The following is a 13266-nucleotide window of genomic DNA, read 5'->3' as shown; positions in this document are numbered from 1 at the left end:
TCCCGGCAGACCGTGATGCCGTCGCCGTCGGGCAGGCGGACGTCGAGGACGGCGACGTGCGGGCGCAGGGCGGGGCCCCGGGCGAGGGCGTGCTGAACGGTGCCGGCGTCGCCGACGACCGAGATGTCGGGTTCCGCGTCGAGGAGGTCCGTCAGGCCGCGCCGGACGACCTCGTGGTCGTCCAGCAGGAACACGCGGATCGGGTCCTGCTCCGAGAAGGTGCGTGGCTCTGCCATGTCGTCCCCTGGTTCCCCGGATGAAGGGCAGACTGCGTACTGCCCGGGACGATCATCGCCCGCCGGGGCCGGGTCGTACTAGGGCCGACCGGCCCCACTTGCCTCTCCGGCGTGGTCGGACGTCAGCTCGAACCCCACGTCCACCACCCCTTCTACGGCCCGGACCAGCCGCGCCGCCACGGGGACGAGGGCACTGTCCCGGATCCGGCCGACGAGCTTCACCACTCCTTCCTGGACGTCGACGTGCAGCGCGGAGGAGGGTGGCGGGAAGAGGTAGGAGACGACCTCGCGCTGTACCTCCTCGGCTATCTCCTCGTCACCGCGCAGGAAGACCTTGAGCAGGTCGGCACGGCTGACCACGCCCTGGAGCACACCGAACTCGTCCACCACGGGGAGCCTCTTGACCTTGGCCCGTGCCATGGTGCGGGCGGCCTGCGCGAGGGTGGCGTCGGGGCGGGTGGTGAGGGCGGGGAAGGTCATCAGCTGTTCGGCCGTCACCGCGCCGGCCTTCGTCAGGTCGGCGAGCCTGCGCAGCTGTGTGTACTGCTCGGGGTCGCCGTCCCGGAACTCCTCCTTGTGCAGGAGGTCCGCCTCGGAGACGACGCCGACGACGCGGCCCTCGCCCTCGACGACCGGCAGGGCACTGACCTGCCAGTCCCGCATCAGCTGCACGAGTTCCTTGAAGGACGCCTGCCGTCCGACGCTCACGACGGTCTGTGTCATGACGTCGCTCACGATGTGCGGTATGCCGTGCATGGTCACTCCCAGGAGAGCCGAAGGGGCCGGGGGCGGGTCGTTCAGACGCCCGCGCCCGCTCCGTACGGGGCGTACAGGTCCAGCAGCCGGGTACGGGAGGCGCGCAGGCGGTGGGCGAGCACCTGGCCCACCCACTGGCTGACGGCGTTGCCCAGTGCCGGGTCGTCCTGGCACATGGACCGGACGGCGACGGCGTCGAACTCGTAGGCCCGGACCGGTGTGGTGGCCTCGGCGCCCAGGTGCCACACATGTGGTGTGAACAGCCAGGACCAGCCGATCAGTTCGTCGTGGCCGAGGTTCTCGATGACGGCCGCCCGGCGGCCGGGAACGTGCATGTCGAGTTCGACCCGGCCGGAGCGGATGATCCAGAACCGGTCGGCGCGAGCACCCTCCTCGAAGAGGCGCGTCCCCTGAGGGAAGGAGACCTCCCGGGCGAAGCGCATCAGCCGTTCCCGATCTCCGCTGGGAAGGGCGCGCAGCATGGTGGGGGTCGGTGTGGTGCTCATGGCGTACCTCCCGGGCCGGGGCGTACTGACTATTACTGCCAGCGTGCGGCGGATGCCGCAGAGGGGGCATGGGCCGAACGGTCCCGGCTGCCCGGGACCTTCAGTACGTCCCTGAGACCGTACGGCCGCTCCCCGCGCCCCCGCGTGGCGCAGAACGATCGGTCCCGCATCGACTCATCCGCAGCGCCACGCACAAGGAGCACAGCCATGTCCACGACCCCGACGAGCGGGAAACGAGCCGCCCCGGTGGCGGCGGCCCTCGGTCTCCCCGCCGCCTCCGCCCTTGTCATCGGCAGCATCATCGGCACCGGCGTCTTCGCCCTGCCCTCGGCGCTGGCGCCGTACGGGCCGATCGCGCTGGTCGCCTTCGGCGTCGTCACCCTCGGAGCGCTCGCCCTGGCGCTGACCTTCGGCTCGCTCGCCGGGCGGACCACCGCGAGCGGCGGGCCCTACGTCTACGCCCGCGAGGCGTTCGGTGAGTTCGCGGGGTTCCTGAACGCCTGGTCGTACTGGATCACCGCCTGGGCCGGCAACGCGGCGATCGTGGTGGCCTGGGTCGGCTATGTCGAGGTGTTCGTCAACACCGGCCACAAGACGTGGATCTCGGTGCTCCTCGCACTGACCGGCCTCTGGATCCCGGCCGCGATCAACCTCACCGGCGTACGGAACATCGGCGCCTTCCAAGTCATCACCACGGTGCTGAAGTTCGTCCCGCTGGTCTTCATGGCCACCGTCGGGCTGTTCTTCGTCGACCCGCACAACTTCGGCTCCTTCAACGCCAGCGGCCAGTCGGCACTGGGCGCGATCTCCGCTGCGGGGGCCATCGCCCTGTTCAGCTACCTGGGCCTGGAGGCGGCCTCGGTCGTCGCCGGCCGGGTGCGGGAGCCGGGCCGCAACGTGCCGAGGGCCACCGTGTACGGCACCCTCGTCTGCGCCGTCATCTACATCCTGGGCACCCTCGCGGTCTTCGGCATCGTCTCGCACGCCGGTCTCGGGTCCTCCACCGCGCCCTTCACCGACGCCGCGAACAACATCTTCGGCGGCACCTGGGCCGGTGACATGGTCGCCGTCGCCGCCATCGTCTCCGGCATCGGCGCCCTCAACGGCTGGACCATGCTGTGCGCCGAGATGCCGTACGCCGCCGCCCGTGACGGACTGTTCCCCACCGCCTTCGCGCGGCTGCGCGGCAAGAACGGCGTGCCCGCCTTCGGGATCGTCGCCTCCACGGTGCTTGCCTCGCTGATCACCGTCTTCAGCTACACCCGGTTCGAGGACGTCTTCACGAAGATCGTGCTGCTGAGCGTCCTGACCGCCGTCATCCCGTACCTGTTCTCCGCGGCCGCCCAGCTGTGCTGGCTGCTGGTGAAGGGCCGGGAGTCGCTCAGCCCGAAGCGTCTGGCCCGCGACACGACCGTCGCCGCGCTGGCGCTCGCCTTCTCCTACTGGTCCATCCAGGGCAGCGGCTACCAGACCGTCTACTACGGGCTGTTCGTCGTGCTGCTCGGTGTGCCGGTCTACGTCTGGCTCAAGCGCGGCCAGAGCCTCGCCGCCGCCGGCACCGATGCCCCGCAGCGCGCCCCGGAGACGGCGGTTCCGAGCCCCCGGCGCCCCCGCGGACTGCGCACCAACCGCGTCGGCGGCGCCCGCAAGCCGCACCCCCTCAACCACCAGGACTGACCCAGCGCCCCCGGAAAGGCCACCATGAACACCTTCCACGTCGACTCCGAGGTCGGCCCCCTGCGCCAGGTCGTCCTGCACCGCCCCGGCCTCGAACTCTCCCGCCTCACCCCGCGCAACGTCGACGCGCTGCTCTTCGACGACATCCTGTGGGCCAAGCGGGCCCGCGAGGAGCACGACGCCTTCGCCCAGGTCCTGCGTGACCACGGCGCCCGCGTCCATTACTTCGCCGACCTGCTCGCCCAGGCCCTCGACGCCGACGGCGCCCGGGACTGGCTGCTGGACCGGGTCGTCACCCCGGCCACCGTCGGCCCGGCCCTCGTCGACCCCGTTCGCGTGCTGTGCGCCGAGCTCGACGGGGAGACCCTGGCCGGCTACCTCATCGGCGGGATCCTCAAGAGCGACCTGCCCCTTGCCACCCCGCACAGCCTGGTCTGGAACGCCCTGGGCGCCGACGACTTCGCGCTTCCGCCGCTGCCCAACCACCTCTTCCCGCGCGACAACTCCTGCTGGATCTACGACCGGTTGTCGGTCAACCCGATGGCCAAGCCGGCCCGGCGACGCGAGAGCCTGCACGCCGAGGCCATCTACCGCTTCCACCCGTTGTTCGCCGGCACCCTCGTGCCGGACGGCGTGGCCGGCACTCTGGAAGGCGGTGACGTCCATGTCCTCGGCAACGGGGCCGTGATGGTCGGCATGGGGGAGCGCACCACCGCCCAAGCGGTGGAGAACCTGGCCGCCCGGCTGTTCGCCGACGGCACGGCCACCCGGCTGATAGCCGTCCAACTGCCCTCCGCGCGGGCCTACATGCACCTGGACACCGTCCTCACCATGGTCGACCGCGACGCCTTCGCCATCTACCCCGGGCTCGCCGACTCCCTGCGCTCCTGGACCCTCACTCCGAGCGCCGATCGCACCACGGGTTTCGAGGTGACCCCCGACTCCGACCTGGCGACCGCGCTCGCCGAGGCCCTCGACCTCGACAAGGTCCGCATGCTCTCCGCGCCGCAGGACATCCGGGGCGCCGAACGCGAACAGTGGGACGACGGCAGCAACTTCCTCGCCGTCGCACCCGGCGTGATCGTCGGCTACGAGCGCAACGTCACCACCAACACCTACCTGCGCAAGCAGGGCATCGAGATCGTCACCATCGCCGGTGCCGAACTCGGCCGCGGGCGCGGCGGACCGCGCTGCATGAGCTGCCCGATCCAGCGCGACCCGGCCAACTGACAGGACATCACCATGACCGTCGACCTGCGAGGCCGCTCCTACCTGAGTGAACTCGACCTCACCGCCGCCGAGATCCACCACCTCCTCACCCTCGCCGCCCACCTCAAGGCCGAGAAGCGCACCCGCACCGAGCGGCCCCGGCTCACCGGCCGGAACCTCGCGCTGATCTTCGAGAAGACCTCCACCCGCACCCGCTGCGCCTTCGAGGTCGCCGCCGCCGACCAGGGCGCCCACACCACCTACCTCGGCCCCGGCGACACCCACATCGGCGGCAAGGAGTCCATCGCCGACACTGCCCGCGTGCTCGGCCGCATGTTCCACGCCATCGAGTACCGGGGCAGCGTCCAGTCGATCGTCACCGAACTCGCCGAGCGCTCCGGCGTCCCCGTCTACAACGGCCTCACCGACACCGCCCACCCCACCCAGAGCCTGTGCGACGTCCTGACCATGCACGAGCACAGCGCCAAGCCACTGCAGGACATCGCCTACTGCTACCTCGGCGACGCCCGCAACAACATGGGCAACTCCCTGCTGTCCATGGGTGCCCTGCTCGGTATGGACGTCCGCATCGCCGCCCCGCGTGCGCTGTGGCCGGACGGCGATCTGGTCACCCGGTGCCGGGCGCTCGCCGAGCGCAGCGGCGCCCGCCTCACCCTCACCGAGGACGTCGAGACCGCCGTACACGGTGCCGACTTTCTGCACACCGACGTGTGGGTGTCGATGGGCGAGCCCGCCGACACCTGGCGGGAGCGCATCGAACTGCTCCTGCCCTACCAGGTCAACGACAAGACGCTGGCCGCCACCGGCAACCCGGACGTCAAGTTCATGCACTGCCTGCCGGCCCTGCACGACCGCAGCACCCACCTGGGCCGGGACCTCTACGACGCCCACGGCCTGGACGGCCTGGAGGTCACCGACGAGGTCTTCTCGTCCCCGGCGTCGATCGTCTTCGACCAGGCGGAGAACCGGCTGCACACCATCAAGGCCGTCCTCGTCGCCACCCTGGAGGACTGAACCATGCGTATCGTCGTCGCCCTCGGCGGCAACGCCCTGCTGCGCCGGGGCGACCGCCCCGACGCGGCCGTCCAGCAGGAGAACGTCGACCGGGTCGTCACCGCCCTCGCCGCGCTCGCCCACGACCACGAACTGGTCATCACCCACGGCAACGGCCCGCAGATCGGCCTGCTCGCCATGGAGAGCGCGGCCGACCCGGCGCTGACCGTCCCCTATCCGCTCGACATGCTGGGCGCCGAGACCCAGGGCATGATCGGCGCCCTGCTGGCCCGCGCCCTGCACAACGCCCTGCCCGGCCGCCGTATCGCCACTCTGGTCACCCACACGCTGGTCCGGGCGGACGATCCGGCCTTCGAACGGCCCACCAAGTTCGTCGGCCAGGTCTACGGTCAGGACGTCGCCAAGGCCCTCGCGCGGCGCCGCGGCTGGCGCATGGGGCTGGACGGCAAGGGCTGGCGCCGCGTCGTGCCCTCCCCGTTCCCGCAGGGCATCGTCGAGACCGAGACCCTCCACGAACTCCTCAACGGCGGCACGCTGGTGATCTGCGCCGGCGGCGGAGGCATCCCCGTCACCGCCGACCGGGACTCCGGGGCCCTCACCGGCGTCGAGGCGGTCGTCGACAAGGACCTCACAGCTGCCCTGCTCGCCGAGGAACTGAAGGCCGACTTCCTGCTCATCCTCACCGACGTGCCCTGCGTGTACGAGGGCTACGGCACCCCGGACCAGCACCCCGTGCTCGACGCCACCCCGGCGCGGCTGCGCGGCGCCGGCTTCCCCGAGGGCTCCATGGGCCCCAAGGCGGAGGCGGCCGCCCGCTTCGTGGAGCGGACCGGGGGACTGGCCGCCATCGGCGCCCTGGACGCGGCGTACGAGATCGTCCACGCCCGCTCGGGCACGCTCGTCCGCCCGGACCTCGACGGCGAGTGACGGGCCGAGCAGGGCCGTCCGGCCCCGGTCCGGGGGACCGGGCGGCACTCCCGGCGAGCGCGGCGAGCGACAAGCATCCCAAGTGAGAGATCGGGAGAGGACCGACGATGACCGCAACCATGACAGCCGGCAACCGCACGACAGACGCCTGGCGGGGCTTCGCAGGCACCCACTGGCGCGTGGGGGTCCCCCCGGCCGAAGGCTGGGGGAGGATCGACGTGCGCGACTTCATCCAGGCCAACTACACCCCGTACGAGGGCGGCCCGGAGTTCCTGAGCGGACCCACCGACCGGACCCGCGCGGTCTGGGCGAAGGTCAGCTCGCTGTTCCCGGAGGAGCGGCGCCGGGGCATCCTCGACGTCGACACCGCCACCCCCTCGACCATCACCTCGCACGCCCCCGGCTACATCGACCCCGACCGTGAGCTGATCGTCGGCCTTCAGACGGACGCCCCGCTCAAGCGCGCGATCATGCCGAACGGCGGCCTGCGGATGGTGGAGAACGGGCTGCGCGCGTACGGCTACGAGCCCGACCCGTTCGTGACGCGGGTCTTCGGCACCTACCGCAAGACCCACAACGACGGCGTCTTCGACGCCTACACCCCCGAGATGCGTGCCGCCCGCAAGGCCGGCGTCATCACCGGACTGCCCGACGCCTACGGCCGCGGCCGGATCATCGGCGACTACCGGCGCGTGGCGCTCTACGGCACGGACCGGCTGATCGAGGCCAAGAAGGCCGAGCGGGCCAAGCTCGACGCCTGCGGGTCCGGCACCGAGGTGATCCGTGACCGGGAGGAACTCGCCGAGCAGATCCGGGCGTTGGGCGAACTGAAGCAGATGGCGGCGACGTACGGCTGTGACGTCTCCCGGCCCGCCGCCACCGCGCACGAGGCCGTGCAGTGGCTCTACCTCGGTTACCTCGCCGCCGTGAAGGAGCAGAACGGCGCCGCGATGTCGCTCGGCCGCACCTCTTCCTTCCTCGACGTCTACCTCCAGCGGGACCTGGCGGACGGCGTCCTCGACGAGACGCGCGCCCAGGAACTGATCGACGACTTCGTGATCAAGCTGCGGATCGTGCGGTTCCTGCGCACCCCCGAGTACGACGCCCTGTTCTCCGGCGACCCGACCTGGGTGACCGAGTCCATCGGCGGCATGGGCGCCGACGGACGCACCCTGGTCACCCGCACCTCCTTCCGGCTCCTCCAGACCCTGTACAACCTCGGCCCCGCCCCCGAACCCAACCTGACCGTGCTGTGGTCGCCCCAACTGCCTGCCGGTTTCAAGGAGTTCTGCGCCCGGGTGTCGATCGACACCAGTGCCGTCCAGTACGAGTCAGACGAACTGCTGCGCCCGCGCACCGGTGACGACACCGCGATCGCCTGCTGCGTGTCGGCGATGCAGGTCGGCCGGCAGATGCAGTTCTTCGGCGCCCGGGTCAACCTCGCCAAGGCCCTGCTCTACGCGATCAACGGCGGCCGCGACGAGATGACCGGCGAACAGGTCGCCCCCTCGGCACCTCCGCTGACCGGGGAGTACCTCGACTACGAGGAACTCTCAGCGGCCTACGACCACGTCCTGGACTGGCTGGCCCGGACGTACGTCAACGCCCTCAACGTCATCCACTACATGCACGACAAGTACGCCTACGAACGCATCGAGATGGCCCTGCACGACTACCCCGTGCACCGCTTCATGGCGTGCGGCATCGCCGGTCTCTCGGTCGCTGCCGACAGCCTGTCCGCCGTCAAGTACGCCCGGGTGAAGGTGTTCCGGGATGCCACCGGACTCGCCGTCGACTTCCAGACCGAGGGCGACTTCCCGGCGTACGGCAACAACGACGACCGTGCCGACAGCATCGCCGTCGGCCTGGTGGAGTCCTTCATGGCGAAGGTGCGCCAGTACCCCACCTACCGCGACGCCGAACACACCCAGTCCGTCCTCACCATCACCTCGAACGTCGTCTACGGCAAGCACACCGGCAACACCCCCGACGGCCGCCACGCCGGACAGCCCTTCGCACCCGGCGCCAACCCGATGAACGGCCGCGACCGCCACGGTGTCGCCGCCTCCGCCCTCTCGGTGGCCAAACTGCCGTACGAACAGGCCCGCGACGGCATCTCCCTGACCACGACCATCACGCCCGAGGGCCTGGGCCACAACCCGGCCGAACGCGCCGGCCACCTGGTCGGCATCCTCGACGCCTACACGGCGGCCGGCGGCTTCCACATGAACGTCAACGTCCTCGACCGCGCCACCTTGGAAGACGCGATGGAACACCCGGAGAAGTACCCGGACCTGACCATCCGAGTCTCCGGATACGCCGTCAACTTCGTCCGCCTGACCCGCGAGCAGCAGCTCGACGTGATCAGCCGTACCTTCCACGGATCGCTGTGAGCACGGTGCAGCGCGGCCGGATCCACTCCTGGGACCTGTCCACCGGCGTGGACGGTCCCGGGACCCGGTTCGTCCTCTTCGTCTCCGGCTGCCCGCTGCGCTGCCTGTACTGCGCCAACCCGGACACCTGGCACATGCGCGACGGCAAGGAGACGACCGTCGACGAGGTGATGGCGGAGATCGAGAAATACCGCGCCTTCGTCACCACGGCCGGCGGCGGAGTGACCATCACGGGCGGCGAACCGCTCCTCCAGCCCGCCTTCACCGGCGAGATCCTGCGCCGCTGCAAGGAGGCCGGCCTGCACACGGCCCTCGACACCTCGGGCTTCCTCGGCGCCCGCGCCACCGACGAACTCCTCTCCCACACCGACCTGGTCCTGTTGGACATCAAGTCCTTCGACGTCCGCACCTACCGCGCCCTGACCGGTGGCGAACTCACCCCCACTCTGAACTTCGCCACCCGCCTCGACCGCCTCGGCGTCCCCATGTGGATCCGCTACGTCCTGGTCCCCGACTGGACCGACGCCCCGGAGCCCATCGACGGCCTGGCCCGCTTCGTCTCCGAGCTCCCCGCGGTCCAGCGGGTCGACGTCCTCCCCTTCCACAAACTGGGCGCGTCGAAGTACACGGCACTCGGCATTCCCTTCGCGTTGCAGGACACGCCCGGTCCGTCGGTGGAACTGGTCGAGCGGGTGCGTGGACAGTTCCGTGGGCAGGGGGTGGAGGCCTACTGACAGGGGTGAGTCCGGGCGCGGTGCAAGCGTCGTGGGCATGTCCAACAGGCCTTGCGGACAGGGCCGTTCAGCCCAACGGGTGCGGACCTTCGGCATCCGGTGCGGACGTTCGCGGACCACGAGAGTGATGGACGTAAGGCAAGGAACGAACCTCCCCCGACTCCCCGAAGGGATCACCACCATGGCCGTGCACGAGCACCCTCACCGTAGCTCCGGATTCCGGGTTTCGTTCCGCAGGAACCGGACCGGCTCCTCATCCGAGCTCGCCGTGTCGGCGGTCAGCGACACGGACACCGTAGGGGCCTACGTCCTCGCCTCCCTGCGGCTGGTCACCGGGTTCGTCTTCCTGTGGGCGTTCCTCGACAAGACCTTCGGCCTCGGCTACGCCACCCCCTCCGGCAAGGGCTGGATCGACGGCGGCTCGCCGACCAAGGGCTTCCTCAGCTCCGTCGCCGCCGGCCCGCTGGAGTCCACCTTCCACTCCTGGGCCGGGGACACCTGGGCCGACTGGCTGTTCATGCTCGGCCTCCTCGGCGTCGGCCTGGCCCTGACCGCCGGCGTTGCGCTGCGCCTGGCCGCCGTCGCGGGCACCGCGATGATGGCGCTCATGTGGATGGCCGAGTGGCCGCCCGCCAAGCACCTCTCGGACGGCTCCGTGAGCATGTCCACCAACCCGTTCGCCGACTACCACCTCATCTACGCCGTGGTCCTGATCGCCCTGGCCGTCGCGGCCGCCGGCGACACCCTCGGCCTGGGGCGGCTGTGGGCCCGGCTGCCCTTCGTCCGCACCAACGCGTGGCTGCGCTGAACACCCGCCGGGCGGTGGGACCGCGATCGGTCCCACCGCCCGGGCCCGGGGCCGAACGGCCCCTGTCCGGGACGTGTGGCCCCTGCCCGCCGGACCCCCTGAACACGACGCTGGAACCGGATCCCCCGCAGGGGTCCTTGGCGCAGGAGGTGAAGACCATGCTCCGTACGGTCACCGCAGGTCTCGACGGCTCGGCCGAGAGTCGGGCAGCCGCTGAATGGGCGGCCCGCGAGGCGGAGTTGCGCGGCCTGCCGTTGAAGATCGTCCACGTCTGGGAACCGGTCCCCGACCCCATGGCACAGGCTCCGCTGCTCGGCCCCGAGACCCACCAGCACTGGACCGAGCGCATCCCGCGGGAGTCCGCGGAGGGCCTGCGGCTGAGGCATCCCGGGGTCGAGGTGGTCGGCGAGCAGTTGTCCGGCAACCCCGGCGAGGTTCTCGCCGAGGCGTCGAAGACGGCCGACCTCCTCGTTCTCGGCTCCCGGGCCCTCGGCGGTGTCGGCGGCCTCCTGGTCGGTTCGGTGAGCCTGAGCGTCGTGGCCCACGCCGAGTGCCCCACGGTGCTGGTGCGGGCCGGGGAGCAGGCCGCCGACGAGCACGAGGCCGACCCGGCGGGTATTCCGTCCGCCGCGACACCCTTCCGGCCCGTCGTCCTCGGTCTCGACACCGACCACCCGGACGAGGCGCTGATCGAGTTCGCCTTCGACGCCGCCCTGCGCCGGGCCACCTCGCTGCGGGTCGTGCACGCCTGGTTCCCGCCCCCGTACTACGCGTACGGGATGCCTGTGAACCCGCCCCTGTACGAGGCACTGGCCCTGGAACAGTCCCGGGCCCTCGCCGAGGTGCTGAGCCCGTGGCGACAGAAGTACCCGGACGTGAAGACCACAGAGGAGTCCCGCTACGGCAGCGCCGCAGAGCAGCTCGTCGAGGAGTCCCGGGAGGCCTCGCTGGTCGTCGTCGGCCGGCGGATCCGCCACGGTGCCCTGGGCGCCCACATCGGCCATGTCACCCACGCCGTCCTGCACCACTCCACCGCCCCCGTCGCCGTCGTAGCCCACGGCTGACCCACCCCGAGGAGAGAACAGATCATGAAGGCAGCGGTCGTACGAGCCTTCGGCGAGCCCCTGGTCATCGAGGAGCGCCCCGACCCCGAGCCCGGCCCCGGCCAGGTCCGCGTCCGCGTCGAGGCCTCCGGGCTGTGCCACACCGACATCCATGCAGCGCACGGTGACTGGCCGGTCAAGCCGAACCCGCCGTTCGTGCCCGGACACGAGGGCGTCGGACTCGTCGAGAAGCTCGGCGAGGGCGTCACCCACCTGAGCGTGGGGCAGCGGGTCGCCGTGCCGTGGCTGGGCAAGGCGTGCGGGCGGTGCGACCACTGCCTGTCCGGCTGGGAGACCCTGTGCGAGCAGCAGGTCAACACCGGCTACGGCTGCGACGGCGGTTACGCCGAGAAGATGCTCGCCTGGGCCGACTTCGCCCAGCCGGTCCCGCAGGGCGTCACCCCCTTCGACGCCGCCCCGCTGACCTGCGCCGGCGTCACCACGTACAAGGCGCTCAAGGTCGCCGGCGTACGGCCCGCCCAGCTCGTAGCGATCTCCGGCGTCGGCGGCCTGGGCCATCTGGCCCTCCAGTACGCGAAGATCGCCGGCGCCCAGGTGGCTGCCATCGACGTCACCGACGACAAGCTGGAGCTCGCCGCCGAACTCGGCGCCGATCTCGTCGTCGACGCCCGCAAGGACGACGTGGGCGAGGTGCTCAGGCGGCACGGCGGAGCGCATGCGGCGATCGCGCTCGCCGTGAACGACGCCGCCTTCGAGGCCGTCAACTCCGGCCTGCGGCGCGGCGGCAAGCTGGTGATGGTGGCCCTGCCCGCGCACGGCACCGTCCGGGTCCCGATCTTCGACACCGTGCTGAACGGCACGAGCGTGATCGGCTCGATCGTCGGCACCCGGCAGGACCTCGCCGAGGTGTTCCAGCTGCACGCGGCCGGCCGGACCAGGGTCGTCTACGAGACCCGTCCGCTGGCCACCGTCAACGAGTCGATCGAGGACGTGCTGCGCGGCCAGGTCAAGGCCCGGATCGTGTTCGACATGGGCGCGGGGCGGTGAGCACGGTGGACCTGCCCGTCGTGGTCGGGGTCGACGGCTCCGAGTCCAGCCTGCGGGCCGTCGACTGGGCGGCCGACGAGGCCGCCCTGCGCGGGGCGCCGCTCCGGCTGGTGTACGCCTCGCTGTGGGAGCGGTACGAGGGCGAGTCCCTCGCCGACGACCTCACCAAGCCGTCCGACGAGCTGATGGCCGAGGACGTGGTCGACCTCGCCGCTCAGCGGGCCCACCGCAGGCAGCCCGGCCTGAAGGTCACCACCGACATCCTGCCGGAGGAGCCGGAGTACGCGCTGGTGCACGAGAGCCGCGAGGCTGCTGCGCTGGTGCTGGGCTCCCGGGGACGCAGCGGTTTCGTCGAGATGCTGCTCGGCTCGGTCGGCCTGACCGTCGCCGCGCAGGCCCACTGCCCGGTGGTCGTGCTCCGTGGCAGCCACGACAACCAGGTCCGCATCGGGAGCGGCGGCCGGATCGTGCTCGGCGTCGGCGGCGAGGAGGCTGTGGGCTTCGCCCTGCGGGAGGCCGAACTGCGGGGCGCCGACGTCGACGCCGTACGAGCCTGGCGGGCCCCCGCGCGTGAGACCACCGATCACCCTCTGCTGTCCGGAGAACCCGCCCGGCTGCACGAGCAGCAGGCCTCCGACACGCTGGAGGAGGCACTGAGCGAGGTCCCGGAGAAAGTGCACGTGCACCGGCAGACCGTCGAAGGCCCCGCCCGCCAGGTGTTGTTGGCCGCCTCTCACACCGCCGACCTGCTGGTGGTCGGGGCCCGGCGCAACACCGGGCACCTCGGGCTCCAGCTCGGCCGGGTGGCCCACGGGGTCCTGCACCATGCCGCTTGCCCGGTCGCCGTCGTTCCCGAACGGACGTGAGTGCGGTG

Annotated in this window: 13 protein-coding genes; 10 read left to right on the top strand and 3 right to left on the bottom strand. The window is 71.2% G+C overall.

Features of this window, described 5'->3' with window-relative positions; translation table 11 throughout:
* The 3 genes from ABT137_RS48290 to ABT137_RS48280 form a co-directional block, all read right to left on the bottom strand.
* Nucleotides 1-236: response regulator transcription factor (locus tag ABT137_RS48290; protein WP_351719851.1), on the bottom strand; the 236-nt coding region annotated here is incomplete at its 3' end.
* A 78-nt stretch (nt 237-314) separates the two neighbouring features.
* A complete protein-coding gene (locus ABT137_RS48285; protein WP_351719849.1) occupies nt 315-992 on the bottom strand; it encodes a CBS domain-containing protein in 678 nt (225 codons plus the stop codon).
* Between the two features lie 41 nt (nt 993-1033).
* The gene (locus ABT137_RS48280) at nt 1034-1498 is read right to left on the bottom strand and encodes a cyclic nucleotide-binding domain-containing protein (RefSeq protein ID WP_351719847.1); all 465 of its coding nucleotides are present in this window, start codon (nt 1496-1498) and stop codon (nt 1034-1036) included.
* Between the two features lie 207 nt (nt 1499-1705).
* Here ABT137_RS48280 and ABT137_RS48275 point away from each other — a divergent pair, with 207 nt between their 5' ends.
* The 10 genes from ABT137_RS48275 to ABT137_RS48230 all read left to right on the top strand — a co-directional run bounded on the left by ABT137_RS48275 (nt 1706) and on the right by ABT137_RS48230 (nt 13258).
* The gene (locus ABT137_RS48275; protein ID WP_351719844.1) at nt 1706-3175 is read left to right on the top strand and encodes an APC family permease; all 1470 of its coding nucleotides are present in this window, start codon (nt 1706-1708) and stop codon (nt 3173-3175) included.
* A 24-nt stretch (nt 3176-3199) separates the two neighbouring features.
* The gene (locus ABT137_RS48270) at nt 3200-4405 is read left to right on the top strand and encodes an arginine deiminase (protein WP_351719842.1); all 1206 of its coding nucleotides are present in this window, start codon (nt 3200-3202) and stop codon (nt 4403-4405) included.
* Nucleotides 4406-4417: 12 nt separating this feature from the next.
* Entirely contained in the window at nt 4418-5419 is a 1002-nt protein-coding gene (argF, locus tag ABT137_RS48265) for an ornithine carbamoyltransferase (protein ID WP_351719840.1), read from the top strand.
* A 3-nt stretch (nt 5420-5422) separates the two neighbouring features.
* A complete protein-coding gene (locus ABT137_RS48260; RefSeq protein WP_351719838.1) occupies nt 5423-6346 on the top strand; it encodes a carbamate kinase in 924 nt (307 codons plus the stop codon).
* 107 nt (nt 6347-6453) lie between these two features.
* Nucleotides 6454-8739 carry a formate C-acetyltransferase gene (gene pflB, locus ABT137_RS48255; protein WP_351719836.1) on the top strand — a complete coding sequence of 762 codons (2286 nt, stop codon included), beginning with the start codon at nt 6454-6456 and terminating at the stop codon, nt 8737-8739.
* Nucleotides 8736-9473 carry a pyruvate formate-lyase-activating protein gene (pflA, locus tag ABT137_RS48250; protein ID WP_351719834.1) on the top strand — a complete coding sequence of 246 codons (738 nt, stop codon included), beginning with the start codon at nt 8736-8738 and terminating at the stop codon, nt 9471-9473. Before pflB ends, pflA begins: the two co-directional genes overlap by 4 nt.
* A 181-nt stretch (nt 9474-9654) precedes the next feature.
* Nucleotides 9655-10281: a hypothetical protein gene (locus ABT137_RS48245; RefSeq protein ID WP_351719832.1), complete on the top strand. Its 627-nt coding sequence runs from the start codon at nt 9655-9657 to the stop codon at nt 10279-10281.
* A gap of 158 nt (nt 10282-10439) precedes the next feature.
* The gene (locus ABT137_RS48240) at nt 10440-11345 is read left to right on the top strand and encodes a universal stress protein (RefSeq protein ID WP_351719831.1); all 906 of its coding nucleotides are present in this window, start codon (nt 10440-10442) and stop codon (nt 11343-11345) included.
* Between the two features lie 24 nt (nt 11346-11369).
* Nucleotides 11370-12392 carry a zinc-dependent alcohol dehydrogenase gene (locus ABT137_RS48235; protein WP_351719829.1) on the top strand — a complete coding sequence of 341 codons (1023 nt, stop codon included), beginning with the start codon at nt 11370-11372 and terminating at the stop codon, nt 12390-12392.
* Nucleotides 12393-12397: 5 nt separating this feature from the next.
* Nucleotides 12398-13258 (top strand): universal stress protein, encoded by an 861-nt coding sequence (locus ABT137_RS48230; protein ID WP_351719857.1) that lies wholly within the window; start codon nt 12398-12400, stop codon nt 13256-13258.
* Nucleotides 13259-13266 lie beyond the last annotated feature (8 nt).

Source organism: Streptomyces sp. NPDC001980, assembly GCF_040296885.1.
In the GTDB taxonomy this organism is placed as follows: Bacteria; Actinomycetota; Actinomycetes; order Streptomycetales; family Streptomycetaceae; genus Streptomyces.
The sequence above is the reverse complement of the archived record's forward strand: the minus strand, read 5'-3'. Positions and strand labels throughout refer to the sequence as shown.

What these genes read in the sequence shown, in the direction of transcription:
- ABT137_RS48285 (WP_351719849.1), bottom strand. Translation starts at nt 992, where the DNA reads ATGCACGGCATACCGCACATCGTGAGCGACGTCATGACACAGACCGTC.
- ABT137_RS48280 (WP_351719847.1), bottom strand. Translation starts at nt 1,498, where the DNA reads ATGAGCACCACACCGACCCCCACCATGCTGCGCGCCCTTCCCAGCGGA.
- ABT137_RS48275 (WP_351719844.1), top strand. Translation starts at nt 1,706, where the DNA reads ATGTCCACGACCCCGACGAGCGGGAAACGAGCCGCCCCGGTGGCGGCG.
- ABT137_RS48270 (WP_351719842.1), top strand. Translation starts at nt 3,200, where the DNA reads ATGAACACCTTCCACGTCGACTCCGAGGTCGGCCCCCTGCGCCAGGTC.
- argF (WP_351719840.1), top strand. Translation starts at nt 4,418, where the DNA reads ATGACCGTCGACCTGCGAGGCCGCTCCTACCTGAGTGAACTCGACCTC.
- ABT137_RS48260 (WP_351719838.1), top strand. Translation starts at nt 5,423, where the DNA reads ATGCGTATCGTCGTCGCCCTCGGCGGCAACGCCCTGCTGCGCCGGGGC.
- pflB (WP_351719836.1), top strand. Translation starts at nt 6,454, where the DNA reads ATGACCGCAACCATGACAGCCGGCAACCGCACGACAGACGCCTGGCGG.
- ABT137_RS48245 (WP_351719832.1), top strand. Translation starts at nt 9,655, where the DNA reads ATGGCCGTGCACGAGCACCCTCACCGTAGCTCCGGATTCCGGGTTTCG.
- ABT137_RS48240 (WP_351719831.1), top strand. Translation starts at nt 10,440, where the DNA reads ATGCTCCGTACGGTCACCGCAGGTCTCGACGGCTCGGCCGAGAGTCGG.
- ABT137_RS48235 (WP_351719829.1), top strand. Translation starts at nt 11,370, where the DNA reads ATGAAGGCAGCGGTCGTACGAGCCTTCGGCGAGCCCCTGGTCATCGAG.